Consider the following 19,966-nt stretch of genomic DNA (forward strand, 5'->3'; position numbering starts at 1 on the left):
CTCTGAGCGAGGCCGGAAGGTCCGGGATTTCGGGCGTTTTGCAAACGCCCCCGCCGTCAGCACCTGACATTCTTTCCCGCACGCGCGAAAAAGCGATAGCCATATCCATGACCGATACACCTGAAAAAGTCGATTATTCTTCCACGCTCTACCTGCCGCAGACGGATTTCCCGATGCGCGCCGGCCTGCCGCAGAAGGAGCCGGAAACGGTTGCCCGCTGGCAGAAGATGGAGCTCTACAAGAAGCTGCGCGCCTCCGCCGCCGGCCGCGAAAAGTTCGTGCTGCACGATGGCCCGCCCTATGCCAACGGCAACATCCATATCGGCCACGCGCTGAACAAGATCCTGAAGGACGTCATCAACCGCTCGTTCCAGATGCGCGGCTACGACGCCAACTATGTGCCCGGCTGGGACTGCCACGGCCTTCCGATCGAATGGAAGATCGAGGAAAAGTACCGCGAGAAGGGCAAGAACAAGGATGAGGTCCCGGTCAACGAATTCCGCCAGGAATGCCGTGATTTCGCCAGCGGCTGGATCAAGATCCAGACCGAGGAGTTCAAGCGCCTCGGCATCGAGGGCGATTTCGAGAACCCCTACACGACGATGAACTTCCATGCGGAAGCCCGCATCGCCGGCGAACTGCTGAAGATCGCCAAGAGCGGTCAGCTCTACCGCGGCTCCAAGCCGGTCATGTGGTCAGTCGTCGAGCGCACGGCGCTGGCCGAGGCCGAAGTCGAATATGCCGATGTCGAGAGCGATATGATCTGGGTGAAATTCCCAATTGTCGAAGGCCCGGCCGATCTCAAGGACAATTTCGTCGTCATCTGGACGACCACGCCCTGGACGATCCCCGGCAACCGCGCCATCGCCTTCTCCTCGCGCTACCCCTACGGCCTCTACGAGGTCGAGAGCGCTGAGAACGATTTCGGCCCGCAGCCCGGCGAAAAGCTGATCTTCGCGACGCGCCTTGCCGACGAGGCCGCCGCCAAGGCGAAGCTCACCTTCAAGTTCGTGCGTGACGTTGCGCCGGAAGAACTGGCCGCCATCACCTGCGCCCATCCGTTGAAGGGCCTCGGCTACACCTTCCCCGTTCCGCTGCTCGACGGCGACCATGTCACCGACGACGCCGGCACGGGCTTCGTGCACACCGCGCCCAGCCACGGCCGCGAGGACTTCGACGCCTGGACGGCGAAGGCACGCGAACTGGAAGCGCGCGGCATCTCCTCGAAGATCCCGTTCCCGGTCGACGACGCCGGCTTCTACACCGCCGACGCCCCCGGCTTCGACGGCGCGCGCGTCATGGACGACAACGGCAAGAAGGGCGACGCCAACGAGCGCGTCATCAAGGCGCTGATCGCCGTGAACACGCTCTTCGCCCGCGGTCGCCTGAAGCACTCCTATCCGCATTCCTGGCGTTCCAAGAAGCCGGTCATCTTCCGCAACACGCCGCAGTGGTTCGTCTATATGGACAAGGAACTGGGCGACGGCACCACGCTGCGCTCGCGTTCGCTTTCGGCCATCGACGACACCCGCTTCGTACCCGCCGCCGGCCAGAACCGCCTGCGCGCCATGATCGAGGGCCGCCCGGACTGGGTGCTCTCGCGCCAGCGCGCCTGGGGCGTGCCGATCGCCATCTTCGCAGACGAGAACGGCGAAGTGCTGGTCGATGACGCCGTCAATGCACGTATCCTCGAGGCCTTCGAGAAGGAAGGCGCGGACGCCTGGTTCGCCGAAGGCGCCAAGGAACGCTTCCTCGGCAAGGAACATGACGCGGCCCGCTGGACGCAGGTCATGGACATCCTCGATGTCTGGTTCGACTCTGGCTCGACGCACACCTTCACGCTCGAAGACCGCCCGGACCTGAAATGGCCGGCCGACGTCTATCTCGAAGGCTCCGACCAGCATCGCGGCTGGTTCCACTCGTCGCTGCTCGAAAGCTGCGCGACGCGCGGCCGCGCGCCCTACAACGCCGTCGTCACCCATGGCTTCACCATGGACGAGAAGGGCGAGAAGATGTCGAAGTCCAAGGGCAACGTCGTCTCGCCGCAGGACGTGATGAAGGAATCGGGCGCCGATATCCTGCGCCTCTGGGTCATGACGACGGACTACTGGGAAGACCAGCGCCTCGGCAAGACGATCATCCAGACCAATATCGACGCCTACCGCAAGCTGCGCAACACGGTGCGCTGGATGCTGGGCACGCTGGCGCACGACACGGGCGAGGAGATCACCCATGCCCACATGCCGGAGCTGGAACAGCTCATGCTGCACCGCCTGTCGCAGCTCGATGTGCTGGTGCGTGAAGGCTACGACGCCTTCGACTTCAAGAAGATCGCCCGCGCGCTCATCGACTTCTCCAACGTCGAGCTGTCGGCCTTCTACTTCGACGTCCGCAAGGATGCACTCTACTGCGACGCTCCGTCCTCGCTGAAGCGCCGCGCCAGCCTCTGCGTCATCCGCAAGCTGTTCGAGTGCCTCGTCTCCTGGCTTGCGCCCATGCTGCCCTTCACGATGGAAGAGGCATGGCTTTCCCGCAAGCCGGACGCCGTCTCGATCCATCTGGAGCAGTTCCCGGCGGTGCCGGCCGAGTGGCGCAACGATGCGCTCGAAGCCAAGTGGGAAAAGATCCGCGACGTGCGTTCGGTCGTCACCGGCGCGCTGGAGATCGAGCGCCGCGAGAAGCGCATCGGCGCCTCGCTGGAAGCGGCCCCGGTCGTCCATATCGGCGATGCGGAGCTTCTGAAGGCGCTGGAAGGCCAGGATTTTGCGGAAATCTGCATCACCTCGGCCATCGCCATCGTCGCCGGCGAAGGCCCGGCCGATGCCTTCCGTCTGGCCGAGGTCGCCAAGGTCTCCGTCGAGCCGAAGCTGGCCGAAGGCGTCAAGTGCGCGCGCTCCTGGCGCATCACGACCGATGTCGGTTCGGATGCGGATTACCCGGACGTTTCCGCGCGCGACGCCGCGGCGCTGCGTGAGATCGGCTTCCGCCGCGCGGCCTGAGCGGCCGCCTGTTGACGGCCGGTGCTTTCCGGCCGTCGATTTGCCCGGATGAATTGCGCTTGGGCGGATCATCCGGTAATGCTGCCTGAAAATGGTCGGATTGTTCCGCCATGGCACGGCGGACTTTTGCCGCGCGACAGGTTTTCGGCGTACCGGCTCTGCTGGAAGGGTATTCATGGGAATGACGCGAAATATTCGGGTGCGTACCGGCCTTCTCGGCCTTCTCGGCGGCAGCCTCCTTCTCACCGGCTGCATGGGCCCGACCTACGGCACGGACAAGACCGCCGGCGAACAGTTGCTCGACGACCTCGGCAACGCCGTCATGATTCAGCCGGACAACAAGGCCGCCAAGAAGATTCGCTACCAGCCGCGCGGCAGCCTCGTCGTGCCGAACGACCGGGCCGCCCTTGTCAGCCCGCAGCAGTCCGTTGCTTCGAAGGACAATCCGGAATGGCTGGAAAACCCCGAGGACATGCGCGAGCGCCTGCGTGAAGAGGCGGACGCCAACACCAACAATCCGGGTTACCGCTCGCCGCTCGTCAGCCAGAATTCGAATGCCCAGCAGCTCGGCGCTGCCTCGCAGACGAAGGCCTATCGCGAAGCCCGCCGGTTGCAGATGGGCGCCTATTCCGACAAGCGCCGCTACCTGAGCGATCCGCCGGTCGACTACCGTCGCATGCCGGAAGAGGCGCAGGCCGATCTCGGCGAGCCGGAAAAGCAGAAGGAGCGCCGTCGCAAGAAGGAAGCGAAGGCGGCCAAGCAGGGCAAGTCCGGCTGGTGGCCCTTCTGATCCCATGACGGCTTACCGCATCCGTCCCGCGAGTGCGGCCGATGCCGCCGTCATCCTGCGCTTCATCCGCGAACTGGCGGAATATGAAAAAGCGCTGCACGAAGTCGCCGCGACGGAAGAGACCGTCGCCGCCTCGATCTTCGGCGAAGGCTCCGTTACCCGCGCCGTGATCTGCGAAACCGTGGAAGGCGAACCGGCCGGCTTCGCCGTCTGGTTCAAGAGCTATTCCACCTGGCTTGCGAAGAACGGCCTCTATCTCGAAGACCTCTACGTGACGCCGAAGCACCGTGGCGGCGGCGTCGGCAAGATGCTGCTGCGCCATCTGGCGCGCGTTGCCGTCGAAGAGGGCTGCGCCCGTTTCGAATGGAGCGTTCTCGACTGGAACGAGCCGGCGATCCGTGTCTATGACGCCATCGGCGCGGAGCCGCAGAACGAATGGATCCGCTACCGCCTGACGGGCGAGAAGCTGAAGCGCTTCGCCGAGGGCTGAGGCGCTTATCCGCCGCGTTTCGCTAGCAGGCGGAGATGCAGCGCATGCGCGCCGATGAACGCGGCCGCGACGACCAGGAGTGCCGCGAACGGCTGGCCGCCAAGCGCAAGGGCTGCCAGCAGGATCGTCGCGAGGGCGGGCATGGCGGCGAGCGCCAAGCCTCTCGGCAGGCTCCAGTTCGGTTTTCCATCCAGTCCCCATTGCATCGTCAGCCGCGCCTTGCCCGGCGCGATGCGCCGCGCGGCGAAGGCCGACAGGAGGCCCATGACGGCAAGGGTGGCGCAAACGAGGAGCGTTTCCGTCATGTCTCGCGCCTTTCCCGGAAGAAGTCCTTGAGAATATCCGCCGCCTCCGTGCCGCCGATGCCGGAATAGACATCCGGCGCATGATGGCAGGTCGGCTGGGCGAAGAAGCGCACGCCATTGTCCACCGCGCCGCCCTTCGGGTCTTCCGCGCCGTAATAGAGCCGGCGGATGCGGGCGAAGGAAATGGCGGCGGCGCAGAGCGTGCAGGGCTCCAGCGTCACATAGAGGTCCGCGCCCGCCAGCCGTTCCTGCCCGAGCGCGCGGGCGGCCGCGCGGATGACGGCGACCTCGGCATGGGCGGTCACGTCGTTCTCCGCCCGGGTGCGGTTTCCCGACCGCGCGACGACCTTACCGTCCAGCACCAGAACCGCGCCGACGGGCACTTCGCCCCGCTCTCCGGCGGCGCGCGCTTCGGCAAACGCGATCTCCATGAAGCGATTTGTCATGCGCGGCACGAATTCCTCTTAACCCCGGACGCCTGACCTGATAGGACACGGCAAAACGCAGGCAGCACAAATGACATTCAAAGACAAGCCAAAACGGCCGGGCGGCAAGCCCTCGGGCCGCGATACCAAGCCGCGTGGCGCCGCATCGGCGGCCGCGGGCAAGAAATCTTTTGCCGGCGGCAAGCCCGAAGGCAAGAAGCCGGGCGGCAAGCCGTTCGCCGGAAAGTCCGCCCCGCGTGACGACCGGCCGGCCCGCGCGGCAAAGCCCGCGCCTGCCGAGGCCGCCAGCGCGGAGCTTGCGCCCGAGCGCATTTCCAAGCTGCTCGCGCGCGCCGGCGTCGCCTCGCGCCGCGATATCGAGCGCATGATCATGGAAGGCCGCATCAGCGTGAACGGCAAGGTGCTGGAGACGCCGGTGGTCAACGCCACCTTCGCCGACCGCATCGAGGTCGACGGCATGCCGGTGCGCGGCATCGAGCGCACGCGCCTCTGGCTCTACCACAAGCCGGCCGGCCTCGTGACGACGAATGCCGACCCGGAAGGCCGCCCCACCGTCTTCGACAACCTGCCCGAAGACCTGCCGCGCGTCATGTCCATCGGCCGCCTCGACATCAACACCGAAGGCCTGCTGCTGCTGACCAATGACGGCGGCCTCGCGCGCATGCTGGAGCTGCCGACCACCGGCTGGCTGCGCCGCTACCGCGTGCGCGCCCATGGCAAGATCGAGCAGGCCGATCTCGACAAGCTGAAGGAAGGCATCGCCGTCGACGGCGTGCTCTACGGCGCGATCGATGCGACCCTCGACAAGACGCAGGGCTCCAACGTCTGGCTGACGCTGGGCCTGCGCGAAGGCAAGAACCGCGAAGTCAAGAACGTGCTCGGCGCGCTCGGCCTCGACGTGAACCGCCTGATCCGCATCTCCTACGGCCCGTTCCAGCTCGGCGAGCTGCCGGAAGGCCACGCCCAGGAAATCCGCGGCCGCACGCTGCGCGACCAGCTCGGCCCGCGCCTCATCGAGGAATCCAAGGCGAATTTCGACGCCCCGCTCTTCGACCATGTGGCCGACGAGGACGAGAAGCCCGCGAAGAAGGCGCGCAGCGAAGCGCCCGGCTGGGGTGACAAGCCCGCCGAGCGCCGCGAAAAACCCGGCGACCGCCGCGAGAACGCCCGCGCCCGCCTCGACACCAAGCGCGACGACCGCTTCGGCGACAAGCCGCGCGGTGGCCCGCGTGATCGCGACCGCGACGACGACCGTTTCGACAGCAAGCCGAAGCGTGAGCCGGCGACCCGCGCCCGCAAGTCCAATGTCTGGATGGCCCCCGGCGCGCGTCCGGTTGCCGAGAAGAAGGCGGAAGACGCCGAGGGCGTGAAGCGCGAGCCGCGCGAACGTCCCGAAGGCGCGCCCAAGTCCAAGCGCTATGGCCGCACGGCCGACGGCGCGCTGACCCGCTCCGCGAAGAAATTCGACCCGGACCGCAAGGGCGCCGCACGCGGCCGTCCCGGCGACGACCGGGCCGACAAGCCGCGCATCCTGAAGACGCGCGACGAGGACGGCGAGTGGATCCGCGCCTCCGAGCCGGAAGCCCGTGACGAAGGTCGCGGCGGGTTCGGCCGCAACCGCTCCGGCGCCGGCGACGACCGCGCCCCGCGCGGTTTCGGTGACCGTCCGCCGCGCGGCGACCGTTCCTTCGGCGACCGCAAGCCGCGTTCGGAAGGGGATCGTTCCTTCGGCGACCGCAAGCCGCGCTCGGAAGGGGACCGTTCCTTCGGCGACCGTCCGCCGCGTGGAGATCGTCCCTTCGGTGATCGCAAGCCCCGTGCGGAAGGCGAACGCTCGTTCGGCGACCGTCCGGCCCGTGGCGACCGCCCCTTTGGTGGCCGCAAGCCTCGCGCAGAGGGTGAACGCTCCTTCGGGGATCGTCCGCCGCGTCGCGATGGCGGCAAGCCTTTCGGTGGCAAGCCCGGCGGCAAGTCCTTCGGCGGCAAGCCGGGTGGGCGTCCGGGTGGCAAGCCCGGTGGCGGCCGTCCCGCAGGCGGTAGCCGTCCGCGCGGCAAGGGGAAGTAACGCAACGTGCGCATCGTCGGCGGAGAGTTTCGCGGCCGGTCGCTCGTAACGCCGAAGTCGGACGATATCCGCCCGACGACGGACCGCACGCGTGAAAGCCTTTTCAACATCCTGTCCCATGCCTATCCCGAGGCGCTGGACGGCACGCGTGCGCTCGACCTTTTCGCCGGCACCGGGGCCGTTGGCCTCGAAGCCCTGTCGCGCGGCGCGCGCGCGGCGCTCTTCGTCGAGCAGGGTGTCGAGGGCAGGGGGCTTCTCCATTCCAATATCGAGGCGCTCGGCGTGATCGGCCGCGCCAAGATCTTCCGGCGTGACGCGACCGCGCTTGGCGGCATCGGCACGATGGAGCCGTTCCACTTCCTCTTCGCCGATCCGCCCTATGCCAAGGGGCTTGGCGAACGCGCGCTCGACGCCGCCCATCGCGGCGGCTGGCTGGTCGATGGCGCCCTTGCGATCCTCGAGGAGCGGGCCGATATTCAGCCTGCCGCCGTCGATGGCTACGAGCTTCTCGAAGTGCGCACCTTCGGCGACACGCGCATGCATTTCTACCGCTACCGCTCCGGCTGACATCGGCTGCCGCAGGAGACCAGAGCTATGTCCGGTGCCCTCGTTTCCGCATCCACCCCGCAGGCAAACGGCCCGACCGTCGCGCTCGCGCTCGGCGGCGGCGGCGCGCGGGGCCTTGCCCATATCCATGTCATCGAGGTTCTGGACGAACTCGGCATCCGCCCGGTGCTGATCGCCGGGGCCTCCATCGGCACCATCATGGGCGCGGCGATGGCGGCGGGCATGACGGGCCGGGAAATCCGCGAGCATACGCTCGCCACCGTCGGCCGCCCCGGCCAGATCATGAACCGGCTCTGGAGCCTGCGCCCCGCCGGCCTTTCCGAAATGGTGGCCGGCGGTTTCAAGGTCAGTCAGTTCAATCTGGAGCGCGTGCTGAAGGCCTTCCTGCCGGATCGCCTGCCGGAGACCTTCGAAGAACTTTTCATCCCGCTGAAAGCCGTCACGTCGGACTATTACGCCCAGTGCGAATGCGTCTGCGATAGCGGCCCGCTGCTGCCGGCCATCGCCGCCTCCGCCGCCCTGCCGGCGATCTTCCGCCCGGTGGAATTGAATGGCCGCGTGATGATCGACGGCGGCCTGTGGAACCCCGTGCCCTTCGACCATCTCGCCGGCAAGGCGGATATCACCATCGGCGTCGATGTCGTCGGCCAGCCGCCGGCCGGTACGGCGGGCGTTCCGAACAGCATGGACAGCCTCTACGGCGCGACCCAGCTCACCATGCGCTCCATCGTCACCTTGAAGCTCGAAAAGGGCGCGCCGGATATCTTTCTGCGGCCCGAGGTCGGCCGCTTCCGCGTGCTCGATTTCCTCAAGGCCGAGGAGGTGCTGGCCGCCTCCGCCGGGATTCGCGACGAGCTGAAGCGGGCGCTCGACGAAAAACTTTCGGCGCTCGCCTAAACGCTCTCCTCCTCGTCGGCCTGCGTCTTCTTCTTCGGTTTGACCAGCGGCTCCGGCCTTACCGGCGCGGAATGCAGCATGTGCCGCCCGGCCGTAAGCCCCTCGGCGGCCTGAAGCTCCAGCCGTGCCACGTCGCGGCGGCGGATGTCGTCGCTGATCGCCAGCGCGTCGTCGCTCTCCACGCCCAGTTCCTCCAGCGTTTCCCGGCCGAAGACGAGGGCGGATTCGAAGGTTTCGCGTACGTCGTGCTGCACCCCGCGGGCGCGCAGCGAGAGGGTATGCACCCGGTCGTAGGAGCGCACGAAGAGCGTGGCGTTGGGATATTCGGACTGTATGAGATCGACGATGCGGTCGGTGCTGGCCTTGCCCTGCGTGCAGATGGCGACGATCTTGGCGCGCTCGATGCCGGCCGCGCGCAGCACGTCCTTGCGCGTGCCGTCGCCGAAATAGATGCGGAAGCCGAAATTCGCGGCCTGCCGCACGCGGTCCGTGGAATGGTCGATGACCGTCACCTCGCGCCCGCCGGCAAGCAGGATCTGCGCGGCGATCTGGCCGAAGCGCGAGAAGCCGATCATCAGCACGTCCGCCCCCGCGCCCTCGAAATCCTCCTCCATCTCCTCCTCCGGATCCTCGACCAGAAGGAAGCGGGAGAGGGCGGCGGCAATCGGCGTCAGCGCCATGGAGATCGTGACGATGGCGATGAGCTGCGAGGCGAGATCGCCGGAGAATATCCCGGCGGCGGAGGCGGCGGTGAACAGCACGAAGCCGAATTCGCCGCCCTGCGGCAGCACGAGCGCGATGCGCACCGCATCGTTATGCGGCGAACCGGTGAAGCGGCAGAGGCCGTAGATGGCAAGGCTCTTCACCAGCATCACGGCGGGGGTGGCGATGAGGATGGTCAGCCAGCTCTTGAAGATGACGTCGAGATGCAGGGAAAGGCCGACGGCCATGAAGAAGAGGCCGAGCAGGATACCGCGAAAGGGTTCGACATCGGCCTGCAATTCATGGCGGTAGGAGGAATCGGCCAGCAGCACGCCGGCGAGGAACGCGCCCATGGCCATGGAAAGGCCGGCCATTTGCAGCAGCATGGCGGCGGCGAGCACGACGAAGAGGGCGGCGGCGATCATCGCTTCGCGCGCGCCGGTGCGGGCGATCACCTGGAACAGCGGATTGAGCAGATAGCGGCCGGCGACGAGCAGCGCGGCGATGGCCGAGAGCGCGATCAGGAAGTCCTCGAAGGCGCCCGTCGTGTCCTCCGGGGCCTGTTCGGCAAGTAGCGGGATCAGCGCCAGCAGCGGCACGATGGCAAGGTCCTGCAGCAGCAGCATGGAAAAGGCGCGCTGGCCGTAGCGCGTGTTGGTGTCGCCGCGCTCGTCGAGAATCTGCATGGCGAAGGCGGTGGAGGAAAGGGCGAGGCCGAAGCCGATGATCAGCGCGCCGTCCCATTCCTCCAGCCCGAAGCCGAAGGTCAGGCCCGCCAGCGCAAGGCCGGTGACGGCGACCTGCGCGATGCCCAGCCCGAAAATATCGTGGCGCATGGTCCACAGGCGCGAGGGCTTCAGTTCCAGCCCGATCAGGAAGAGCAGGAAGACCACGCCGAGTTCGGCAACGCCCAGCAGTTCCTCGCCGTCGCGGATCTGGTGCAGGATCGGGCCGATCACGATACCCGCCGCGAGATAGCCAAGAATGGTGCCCAGCCCCAGCCGCTTGAAGATCGGCGCGGCGAGCAGCGCGCCGCCGAGCATCATCAGGACCTCGTTATACGGGCTGTGGGTATAGGGCATGCGGAAGGCTTTCTGCTGAGGGATGCCGGTGCGCGTGGCAAAAAAGGAGCGGCCTCCCTTGATGCCCGTGCCGGCGCACAATAAATGGGGCATCAAAGAAAGGCCATGTCATGTCAGAGACGATCGAAACCGCAAGCCTTCTCGCGCGCGCCGGCGAACTCATCGACCGCGCCATTCAGGCGGGGGCGGATGCGGCCGATGCCGTCGTGGTGCGCGGGCGTTCTTCCTCGGTCAGCGTGCGGCTCGGCAAGGTCGAGGGCACCGAGGCCTCGGAGAGCGACGACTTCTCGCTCCGCGTCTTCGTCGGCAGGCGCGTCGCCAGCGTCTCGGCCAATCCCGGCTTCGACCTGAAGGTGCTGGCCGAGCGCGCCGTCGCCATGGCCAAGGCCTCGCCGGAAGACCCCTATGCGACGCTCGCGGCCGAAGCCGATCTTGCGAAGGACTGGCCGGACCTCGACCTCTACGACCCGACCGAAGTCTCCGCCGACCAGCTCACAGAAGCGGCGCTCGCCGCCGAGGCCGCCGCGCTCGCCGTTTCCGGCGTCACCAATTCCGGCGGCGCGGGCGCATCCGCCGGCATGGGCGGGCTGGTGCTCGCCACCTCGCACGGCTTCTCCGGCGCTTACAGCGCCAGCCGCTTCGGCCGCTCCGTCAGCGTGATCGCGGGCGAGGGCACGAAGATGGAGCGCGACTACGACTTCGACTCGGCCCTCTATTTCGCCGATCTGCGCGATGCCGATGAAATCGGCCGCGAGGCCGCCGCGCGCGCCGTGCGCCGGCTCAATCCGCGTCAGGTGCCGACGGCGAAGAACGTTGCCGTCGTCTACGATCCGCGCGTGGCGCGCGGCATTGCCGGCCATATCGCGGGCGCCATCAACGGCGCCTCCGTCGCCCGCAAGACCAGCTTCCTGCGCGACCGCATGGGCAAACAGGTGCTGAAGGCCGGCCTTTCCGTCACCGACGATCCGCTGATCGTGCGCGGACCCTCCTCACGCCCGTTCGACGGCGAGGGCATTACGGGAAAACGCCTCGCCATGATCGAGGACGGCGTGTTGCAGCACTGGTTCCTCTCCACCTCGACCGCCAACGAACTCGGCCTCAAGACCAACGGCCGCGGCGTACGCGGCGGCACCTCGGTCAATCCGGCCTCGACCAACCTTGCGCTGGAGCCGGGCGATATCGCGCCGGAAGAGCTGATCCGCTCCATCGGCACGGGCCTCTACGTCACCGAACTGATCGGCCAGGGCGTCAACATGGTGACGGGCGAATACAGCCGCGGCGCGTCCGGCTATTGGATCGAGAACGGCGAACTGACCTTCCCCGTCTCGGAGGTCACCATCGCCTCCAACCTCACCGACATGTTCCTGCGCATCACGCTGGCAAACGACATCGACCGCAGCTTCGGCGTCGCCGCGCCGACGCTCGCCATCGAAGGCATGACGCTTGCCGGAAAGTGAGACCATGCCCAGCCCCGCGACCGCCTGGACCGCCGATCTCGACCTTCTGGTCGGCGCGGCGAAGCTGGCGGGCGCAAAGGCGCTGGATTTCTTCCGCAAGGGGCCGGAAGTCTGGTGGAAGAACGGCGGCCGCTCGCCGGTGAGCGCGGCCGATTTTGCCGCCAACGACATCCTCAAGAAGGAACTGCTCTCCGCAAGGCCGAATTACGGCTGGCTGTCGGAAGAAACGGATGACGACGCCGGCCGGCTCGATTGCGAGACGGTCTTCGTCATCGACCCCATCGACGGCACGCGCGCCTTCATCGCCGGCAAGGACATCTGGTGCGTCAGCGCCGCCGTCGTGCATCGCGGCCGGCCCGTCGCGGGCGTCCTCTTCGCCCCCTCGCTGGACGAGCTGTTCACCGCCTCGGCCGAGGGACCGGCGCTGAAAAACGGCAAGCCCATCGCCGCCACCGAAACGGACGCCGCACGCCCGACGCGCATCGCCGCTCCCGAGGACATGGCGCACGGCATCGACCGGCACATGCTCGGCGGCGTGCATCGCATCTCCCATGTGCCCTCGCTCGCCTATCGCCTCGCCATGGTGGCGGACGGGCGCATCGATGCGACGCTGGTCAAACGCAATTCGCACGACTGGGATCTGGCGGCGGCCGACCTCATCCTTTCGCGCGCCGGCGGGGCGCTCGTGACGCTCGATGGCGAGCCGCTTTCCTACAACCGGCCGACCGTCAGCCACGAGACTCTGGCGGCGGCGGGTTCCTCCCGGCTTTCCGGGCTTGTGGAGGCCGCGCGGCACCTTGCCGGCCATTGACCTTTCCCGCGGAATACCGCAAACCGTCTGCCGAAATCGGCACGCTGAAGCAACTCCGGATGGAATTGCGAAAGAACAAGAAGAGAGCATCATGACCGACTCGAACGAACCCAAGCAGCTTCTTCATCTCGTCTTTGGCGGCGAGTTGACGACGCTCACGGACCTGCAGTTCCGCGACCTCAACGACCTCGATATCGTCGGAATCTTCCCCGATTATGCGAGCGCGCTGACGGCCTGGAAGTCGAAGGCCCAGCAGACCGTGGACAATGCGCATATGCGCTATTTCATCGTTCACATGCACCGTCTCCTGGACCCGCAGAACGGCTGATCGCCTCGACCGAAAACGCCCCGCGCGGCAAGGCCGCGCCGGGCAGAAAGATGGACTTCCATGATGCCGAACAGCCGGAACAGTGCGGGAAGACGAATGCAGGCGGTCCGCCCATGAGCAGACGGCTCGCCCGCGCCGCGCTTTCGCTCTATCGCTGGGGCGGCTTCGCGCTTTACCCGGCCGTTGGCCCCTATCTCGCGTTGCGCGTGGCGAAGGGCAAGGAAGAACGCTCCCGCCGCCGCGAGCGCTACGGCATCGCCAGCGTTGCGCGGCCCGCCGGCCCCCTCGTCTGGTTCCACGCGGCCAGCGTCGGCGAAACCAACGCCATCGTGCCGCTGATCAAGGAAGTGCGCCGCCGCGGCATCGCCGTGCTCCTGACGACCGGCACCATCACCTCCGCCAAAGTGGTGCAGGACCGCCTCGGCGCGGACGTCATCCACCAATACGTTCCGCTCGACCTGAAGCCGGCCATCAGCCGTTTCCTCGAATACTGGCATCCCGACCTTGCCATCATGGCGGAGTCGGAAATCTGGCCGATGACCATCCTGGAACTCGGCAAGCGCCATATCCCGCAGGTGCTGGTCAACGGCCGCATCTCGGACCGTTCCTTCCCGCGCTGGAAGCGTCGCCACGCCATCGCCGATGCGCTCTTCGAGAACTTCGCGCTCGTTATCGCCCAGTCGGAGACGGATGCCGAACGCTTCAGCGCGCTGGGCGCGCTGCCCGTCATGGTCTCGGGCAACCTGAAGGTCGATACCGATGCGCCGCCGGTCGATCCGGCCGTGCTGAAAACCTATCTCGACCAGATTCCGAGCCGCCGCACCTGGGCGGCCATCTCCACCTTCGAGGGCGAGGAGGCGGCCGCCGGCAACGTTCACCGCGCCCTCAAGGAGCGCACGCCGGGCCTTCTCACCATCATCGTGCCGCGCCATCCCGAGCGCGGCGACGCCGTCGCCGACATGCTGACGGCGCGTGGCCTGAACGTGGTGCGCCGCACCTCCGGCGAGCCGCTGACGCCCGATACGGATATCTTCCTCGGCGACACGATCGGCGAAATGGGGCTTTACCTGCGCATGACGGAGATCGCCTTCGTCGGCCGCTCGCTCTTCGCCGAGGGCGGGCAGAACCCGCTGGAGCCGGCCATGCTCGGCTGCGCGGTGCTGTCCGGCGGCAATGTGCAGAATTTCCGCGAGGCCTACCAGCAGCTTGCCCGCAACGGCAGCGCCAAGATGGTGCGCGATGTGGAAATGCTGGCCAAGGGCGTGCATTATCTGCTCGCGAACGATGAGATGCGCCGGCAGATGATCGATGCGGGGCAGGAGACCGTGCAGGAAATGCGCGGCGCCCTGCGCGCCACGATCAAGGGGCTGGAGCCTTACATCAATCCGCTCACCGTGAAGGCGCGGCTCCACCCGCGCCAGACTTCCTGAAGAGACCTCCTGAAAGGACAGGGCATGACCAAGGCAGCGACGATCTCCGGCATCCTCTTCGACAAGGACGGTACGCTGCTCGATTACGCCAAGAGCTGGGTGCCGGTGAACTACGAGCTTGCCCGCATCGCCGCCGCAGGAGACGAGGCCCTTGCCCGCAAGCTGCTGGTGGCGGGCGGCATGGACCCGGATACCGGCTACGTTACCCCGGACAGCCTGCTTGCTGCCGGCAATACCGTGGAGATCGCCGAAGGTCTTGTCGCCGCCGGCGCGCCCTTCACGGTCGAGGCGCTGGCCGAGCGCTTCGACGGCCTCTTTGCCAATTCCGCCCAGCTCGCCGTCGCCGTTACGGACCTTGCCCATTTCTTCGCCACCATGCACGAGCGCGGCTACTGGCTCGGCGTCGCCTCCAGCGACAACGAGGCCTCCATCCGCGCGACGGCAAAGCGCTTCGGCTTCGATGGCTACCTGCACTATGTCGCCGGCTACGACAGCGGCTTCGGCACCAAGCCGGAGCCGGGCATGGTGCTCGGCTTCTGCGCTGCGACGGGTCTCGAGCCGCATCAGGTCGCCGTCGTCGGCGACAACAACCACGACCTGCATATGGGCCGCAATGCCGGCGCGGGCCTCACCGTCGCCGTGCTGACGGGAACCGGCTCGCGCGCCTCCCTGTCGGACGCCTCCGATCATTGCCTCAACGACATCACCGAGCTTCTGCCGCTCCTTCCGGCCGCGGCGGTGGCGCGCCCGGCGGCGTGAGCGCCTGTCCGTGGCCGGCGATGCGATTTCCAGCAGTTGATTTTCCTCAAGTTCTCGCGTTTCTTGGGGCCCACTGGACCGGGCAGGGACGCCCGCGGGGGATCGAATGGTAAGTGAAGCGCCACCCTTCTGGTGGACGAAGCCGGACTGGCGGGCCTATGCGCTCTGGCCCGTCTCGCGGCTCTACGGCCTCGTGGCCGGGCGGCGCATGCGCAAGGCCCGCCGCGCCGATGTGCCGGTGCCGGTCATCTGCGTCGGCAATTTCACGGTGGGCGGTGCCGGCAAGACGCCGACCGCCATCGCCATAGCCCGCGCCGCCAAGGCGCGTGGCCTGAAACCCGGTTTCCTCTCGCGCGGTTACGGCGGCACGCTCGACGTGACCACCGTGGTCGATCCGCATCATCACCGCGCCCGCGCCGTCGGCGACGAGCCGTTGCTGCTCGCCCGCGAGGCGCTGACCGTCATTTCGCGCAAGCGCGCCCGGGGTGCGATGAAGCTGGTGGAGGAGGGGGCCGACCTCATCATCATGGATGACGGCTTCCAGAGCGCGCAGCTCACCTTCGATTACGCCCTGCTCGTCATCGACACGCGCCGCGGCATCGGCAACGGCCATCTGGTGCCGAGCGGCCCGGTGCGCGCCCCGCTCGGCGAGCAGATGCGGCAGGCGAGCGCGCTGCTGGCCATCGGCGACGGCGACGCGGCGGACCGGCTGATCCGCCAGGCGGCGCGCGCCGGCAAGGCGATCCACCCCGCAACGCTCGTTACCGTCGGGGCGGAGGACCTGCAGGATCAGGTCGTCATGGCCTGGTCGGGCATTGCCGATAACGAAAAATTCTTCCGCACGGTCAACGAGACCGGCGCGCATCTCTACGTCACGCGCAGCTTCCCCGATCATCATTATCTCAGCGACGACGAGGTGGAGGAAATCCTCGACCATGCCGAAGCGCTCGGCTACCAGCTCCTGACCACGGCGAAGGACAGCGTGCGGCTCGGCGGCGGGCACGGGCGGTCGGAGGAGCTGAGGGAGAAGAGCCGGGTGATCGAGGTGGAAATCCGCTTCGACGATCCGAAGGGCCCGGATGCGATCATCGACGCGGCGATCGACAATGCAAGGCGGCGCAAGCTGCGCCGGCTGGCGGAGAAATGAGGGGGTAGGCAATAGGCAGTAGCCAATAGGGTTGACGCCTTGGCTGTTTCGGACAGCATCTACTGCCTACTGCCTACTGCCTACTGCCTACTGCCTACTGCCTACTGCCTACTGCCTACTTCTTCTGGTTCGGCAATACGCCCGCGCGCTTTTCCGCATCCAGCGAGGCGGCGCAGCTCACATAGGCTTCCTGCCGGGCGACGCTCCAGTAGCGCAGCTCATCCACCGGCACGGTCTCGCCGGTCATCGCGCAGATGACATGGGTGCCGGGCATCAGGATCTGGAAATCGCCGTCGAGATAGCGAATCTTCGCTTCACGGCTGCCGCCGCGGCCTTCCAAACGGTTCATCATCGATCTCAGTATCCGCCTCAAAAACGTCTCGCCCTGCAATATCGCGGTAAGGCCTAAATTTCCAGCCTTTTCAGCTTCGGCCGAACAGCCGCTCGATATCGGAAAGCTTCAGCTCGATATAGGTCGGCCGTCCATGGTTGCACTGGCCGGAGCCGGGCGTCGCCTCCATTTGGCGCAAGAGTGCATTCATTTCCTCGGGCCGCATGCGCCGGCCCGAGCGCACCGAGCCGTGGCAGGCCATGGTGGCAGCGAGATATTCGAGCTTGGCCTTGAGGCCGCTCGCCGTGTCCCATTCGGCCAGCTCGTCGGCAAGCTGGCGGATTAGGCCGGCCGCATCCATCTCGCCCAGCATGGCCGGCGTCTCGCGCACGGCGACCGCGCCGGGGCCGAAACGCTCGATGCCGAGGCCGAGCGTCGCGAATTCTTCCGCATGGGCGACCAGCCGGTCGCAATCGTCTTCCGGCAGGTCGACGATCTCGGGAATGAGCAGGGCCTGCGCCGGCACGGCGCGCGAATGCAGCGCATTGCGCATGGCCTCGAAGACCAGTCGTTCATGGGCGGCATGCTGGTCGACGATGACCAGCCCGTCCTCCGTCTGCGCGACGATATAGTTCTCGTGAAGCTGCGCGCGCGCCGCGCCGAGCGGGTGGCGCTGCGGCGGTTCTTCCTCGCGGGCGGAGGGCGTGAAGGTTGGTTCGCTGCGCGCCGAGGGGGCGGCGAATTCGGCAAAGCCTGCCTGTGTTTCACGCAAGGGTGCGGGGGAGGCGGCCTCGAAGGGGCGGTAGGGCGAGGCGGAGGGCGTCCAGGGCGCGGAAGGGCGCTGTGCCTCCGGCCGGAAGGCGCGCATCAGGCCGCTTGCGCCCGTGGTGGCCGCCCGGTCGCCCTCGCGAGCCAGCGCCTCGCGGATCGCGCCGATGATGAGGCCGCGCACGAGGCCGGGGTCGCGGAAGCGCACATCCGATTTCGCCGGATGCACGTTGACGTCGACCAGCGCCGGATCGATGGCGATGGACAGCACCGCGACGGGATAGCGCCCGTGCGGAATGGTCTCGGCATAGGCGGCGCGCAGCGCGGACCAGATCAGCTTGTCCTGCACCGGCCGCCCGTTGACGAAGGCGAACTGGTTGAGGCTGTTGCCGCGATTGAAGGTCGGCACGCCGGCAAAGCCGGTCAGCCGCACGCCTTCCCGCTCGGCGTCGATCTCGATGGCGTTGTCGCGGAAATCGCGGCCGAGTACCTGCGCGATGCGCGCCAGCCGGTCCTCGCCGGTCGCGGGGAATTCCAGCGTCGTGCGGTCGGAGCCGGACAGAACGAAGCGCACATGCGGGAAGGCGATTGCCATGCGCCGCACCACGTCCGAGATCGCCGAGGCTTCCGCCTTCTCGCTCTTGAGGAACTTGAGCCGGGCAGGGGTGGCGAAGAAAAGGTCGCGCACCTCGACCACCGTGCCGCGATTGGCGGCGGCCGGGCGCACGGGCGCAACCTTGCCGCCCGTCACGCTGATTTCCGCCCCTTCGCTTGTCTCCGCCGTGCGGCTGAGCAGCGAGAGTTTTGCCACCGAGCCGATGGAGGGCAGGGCCTCGCCGCGGAAGCCCAGCGTGCGGATATCGAGCAGGTCCGTATCGAGCTTGGAGGTGCAGTGCCGGCGGATCGCCATTTCCAGATCGGCGGGGGCCATGCCGCCGCCATTGTCGGTGACGCGCAGCAGGGTCTTGCCGCCGCCGGCCGTGGCGATCTCGATGCGCGTCGCACCGGCGTCCAGCGCGTTCTCGATCAGCTCCTTGGCGGCGCTGGCCGGCCGTTCGATCACCTCGCCGGCCGCGATCTGGTTGATGAGGGTTTCGGAAAGCTGCCTGATGCTCATGGCGTCATTTTCGCGGATTCGCCCGCCGCCCGCCAGTGGGGGCGGCAGCTTATGCAGGGGCAATCCGGTCACAATCCTCTCTTCCGTCATCCTCGGGCTTGTCCCAAGGATCCACCCACGTCTCCGTTTCCGATGCGCCGGCAGATCCTCGGGACAAGCCCGAGGATGACGGAAAGTGAGCGTGGAGGTTACTCGAACACGATGGCCGGCGCTTCGCGCGCACCCTTGCCCTGCACCGCCTCAAGCTCCTGCCAGACGCGCGTTGCGATGGCGCGGTAGACCTTCGCCGCCGCGCCGTCCGGGTTGGAGACCACGACCGGCGTGCCGGCATCGGAGGTCTCGCGGATATCCATGGTCAGCGGCACTTCGCCGAGGAAGGGCACGCCGATGCGCTCGGCCTCCTTGCGCGCGCCGCCATGGCCGAAGATGTCGTAGCGGTTGCCGGTGTCGGGGGCGATGAAATAGCTCATGTTCTCGACGATGCCGAGCACCGGCACCTCGACCTTGCTGAACATGTTGAGGCCCTTGCGCGCGTCGATGAGGGCAAGATCCTGCGGGGTGGAGACGATGACGGCGCCGGCGAGCGGCACCTGCTGGGCCATGGTGAGCTGCGCGTCGCCCGTGCCCGGCGGCATGTCGACCACCAGCACGTCGAGATCGCCCCAGGCGACCTCGCGCAGCATCTGCATCAGCGCCGACTGGATCATCGGCCCGCGCCAGATCATCGCCACCTCCTCGTCGACGAGGAAGCCCATGGACATGACCTTGATGCCGTAGTTCTCCATCGGCTTGATCATGCGGCCTTCGAGCTGCTGCGGCCGGCCGGAAATCTTCAGGAGCCGCGGCATGGAGGGGCCGTAGATATCGGCGTCGAGAATGCCGACGCGAAGGCCGTTCGCCTTCAGTGCCAGCGCAAGATTCACCGAGGTCGTCGACTTGCCGACGCCGCCCTTGCCCGAGGCGACGGCGATGATGGCATTGACGCCCGGAATGCCGGATTTCGCGCGCTGCTGCGGCTGGCCGGGGGCTGCATGGGCGTGGCCGGCATGACTATGGCCCGCGTGATTGTGGCCGGCATGGCTGTGCGCCTCGCCGCGACCGGGCGGCGGCGGGGCTGGGGCGAGGGCGGCGGCGGGGCCAGAGGCGGCGCGCTTGTCGGCCGTCAGCGCCACCATGGCGGCCTTGATGCCGGGGATTTCCTTGACGACGCGCTCGGCGGCGGCGCGCATCGGGTCCAGTTCGCGGGCGCGCTCGGCCGGCACGGTGATGGAGAAATAGGCCTTGCCGTCGGAGATGAAGACATCCGAGACGAGGCCGAGATCGACGATATTGCCGTCCATATCCGGCCCGCGCACCGTGCGCAGCCGTTCCAGCACCTGTTCCTTGCTTACATCCGTCATGAAACCCTCGAATAGCCTGTCGCGGGCACGCGCCCTATCCCGTAGATAGTGTACGGGAGAGCCGACGCCAAACGA

Annotated in this window: 18 protein-coding genes; 12 read left to right on the top strand and 6 right to left on the bottom strand. The window is 67.2% G+C overall.

Features of this window, described 5'->3' with window-relative positions; all coding sequences use genetic code 11:
- Positions 1-107 precede the first annotated feature (107 nt).
- From ileS to K8M09_RS03290, 3 genes are all read left to right on the top strand, one after another.
- Positions 108-2,999, top strand: a complete 2,892-nt coding sequence (gene ileS, locus K8M09_RS03280) for an isoleucine--tRNA ligase (protein ID WP_160785390.1) — start codon at positions 108-110, stop codon at positions 2,997-2,999.
- A 175-nt stretch (positions 3,000-3,174) separates the two neighbouring features.
- Entirely contained in the window at positions 3,175-3,789 is a 615-nt protein-coding gene (locus tag K8M09_RS03285) for a hypothetical protein (protein WP_160785391.1), read from the top strand.
- 4 nt (positions 3,790-3,793) lie between these two features.
- Positions 3,794-4,279, top strand: coding sequence for a GNAT family N-acetyltransferase (locus K8M09_RS03290; protein ID WP_160785392.1), 486 nt, complete (start codon positions 3,794-3,796; stop codon positions 4,277-4,279).
- 5 nt (positions 4,280-4,284) lie between these two features.
- Here K8M09_RS03290 and K8M09_RS03295 read toward each other — a convergent pair whose 3' ends face one another.
- Entirely contained in the window at positions 4,285-4,584 is a 300-nt protein-coding gene (locus K8M09_RS03295) for a hypothetical protein (protein ID WP_160785393.1), read from the bottom strand.
- Positions 4,581-5,030: a nucleoside deaminase gene (locus K8M09_RS03300; protein WP_160785394.1), complete on the bottom strand. Its 450-nt coding sequence runs from the start codon at positions 5,028-5,030 to the stop codon at positions 4,581-4,583. The genes K8M09_RS03295 and K8M09_RS03300 overlap by 4 nt, the downstream gene beginning before the upstream one ends.
- 70 nt (positions 5,031-5,100) lie before the next feature.
- On the opposite strand from K8M09_RS03300, the gene K8M09_RS03305 reads away from it, so the two are divergent.
- The 3 genes from K8M09_RS03305 to K8M09_RS03315 are packed head-to-tail and all read left to right on the top strand — an operon-like array spanning position 5,101 to position 8,559.
- Complete coding sequence (locus K8M09_RS03305; protein WP_160785395.1) at positions 5,101-7,095, top strand: pseudouridine synthase; 1,995 nt, start codon at positions 5,101-5,103, stop codon at positions 7,093-7,095.
- Between the two features lie 6 nt (positions 7,096-7,101).
- Positions 7,102-7,662 carry a 16S rRNA (guanine(966)-N(2))-methyltransferase RsmD gene (gene rsmD / locus K8M09_RS03310; protein WP_160785396.1) on the top strand — a complete coding sequence of 187 codons (561 nt, stop codon included), beginning with the start codon at positions 7,102-7,104 and terminating at the stop codon, positions 7,660-7,662.
- Between the two features lie 27 nt (positions 7,663-7,689).
- Entirely contained in the window at positions 7,690-8,559 is an 870-nt protein-coding gene (locus K8M09_RS03315; protein ID WP_160785397.1) for a patatin-like phospholipase family protein, read from the top strand.
- Here K8M09_RS03315 and K8M09_RS03320 read toward each other — a convergent pair.
- Entirely contained in the window at positions 8,556-10,343 is a 1,788-nt protein-coding gene (locus K8M09_RS03320) for a monovalent cation:proton antiporter-2 (CPA2) family protein (RefSeq protein ID WP_160785398.1), read from the bottom strand. The genes K8M09_RS03315 and K8M09_RS03320 overlap by 4 nt on opposite strands.
- Positions 10,344-10,453: 110 nt before the next feature.
- Here K8M09_RS03320 and K8M09_RS03325 point away from each other — a divergent pair, with 110 nt between their 5' ends.
- From K8M09_RS03325 to lpxK, 6 genes are all read left to right on the top strand, one after another.
- Positions 10,454-11,800: a TldD/PmbA family protein gene (locus K8M09_RS03325; RefSeq protein ID WP_160785399.1), complete on the top strand. Its 1,347-nt coding sequence runs from the start codon at positions 10,454-10,456 to the stop codon at positions 11,798-11,800.
- 4 nt (positions 11,801-11,804) lie between these two features.
- Positions 11,805-12,611, top strand: a complete 807-nt coding sequence (locus K8M09_RS03330) for a 3'(2'),5'-bisphosphate nucleotidase CysQ (protein ID WP_160785400.1) — start codon at positions 11,805-11,807, stop codon at positions 12,609-12,611.
- A gap of 91 nt (positions 12,612-12,702) precedes the next feature.
- Positions 12,703-12,939 (top strand): DUF4170 domain-containing protein, encoded by a 237-nt coding sequence (locus K8M09_RS03335; protein ID WP_160785401.1) that lies wholly within the window; start codon positions 12,703-12,705, stop codon positions 12,937-12,939.
- Positions 12,940-13,052: 113 nt separating this feature from the next.
- Entirely contained in the window at positions 13,053-14,369 is a 1,317-nt protein-coding gene (gene waaA, locus K8M09_RS03340; protein ID WP_160785402.1) for a lipid IV(A) 3-deoxy-D-manno-octulosonic acid transferase, read from the top strand.
- Positions 14,370-14,393: 24 nt separating this feature from the next.
- Positions 14,394-15,128 carry an HAD family hydrolase gene (locus tag K8M09_RS03345; protein ID WP_160785403.1) on the top strand — a complete coding sequence of 245 codons (735 nt, stop codon included), beginning with the start codon at positions 14,394-14,396 and terminating at the stop codon, positions 15,126-15,128.
- Between the two features lie 106 nt (positions 15,129-15,234).
- Positions 15,235-16,275 carry a tetraacyldisaccharide 4'-kinase gene (gene lpxK / locus K8M09_RS03350; RefSeq protein WP_160785404.1) on the top strand — a complete coding sequence of 347 codons (1,041 nt, stop codon included), beginning with the start codon at positions 15,235-15,237 and terminating at the stop codon, positions 16,273-16,275.
- A 115-nt stretch (positions 16,276-16,390) separates the two neighbouring features.
- On the opposite strand, the gene K8M09_RS03355 is transcribed toward lpxK, so the two are convergent.
- The 3 genes from K8M09_RS03355 to apbC all read right to left on the bottom strand — a co-directional run bounded on the left by K8M09_RS03355 (position 16,391) and on the right by apbC (position 19,891).
- Entirely contained in the window at positions 16,391-16,627 is a 237-nt protein-coding gene (locus K8M09_RS03355) for a DUF2093 domain-containing protein (RefSeq protein ID WP_160785405.1), read from the bottom strand.
- A 70-nt stretch (positions 16,628-16,697) separates the two neighbouring features.
- Complete coding sequence (mutL, locus tag K8M09_RS03360; RefSeq protein ID WP_160785406.1) at positions 16,698-18,491, bottom strand: DNA mismatch repair endonuclease MutL; 1,794 nt, start codon at positions 18,489-18,491, stop codon at positions 16,698-16,700.
- Between the two features lie 188 nt (positions 18,492-18,679).
- A complete protein-coding gene (gene apbC / locus K8M09_RS03365) occupies positions 18,680-19,891 on the bottom strand; it encodes an iron-sulfur cluster carrier protein ApbC (RefSeq protein ID WP_160785407.1) in 1,212 nt (403 codons plus the stop codon).
- Positions 19,892-19,966: the final 75 nt, after the last annotated feature.

This window comes from Shinella zoogloeoides, from assembly GCF_020883495.1.
GTDB lineage: Bacteria > Pseudomonadota > Alphaproteobacteria > Rhizobiales > Rhizobiaceae > Shinella > Shinella zoogloeoides.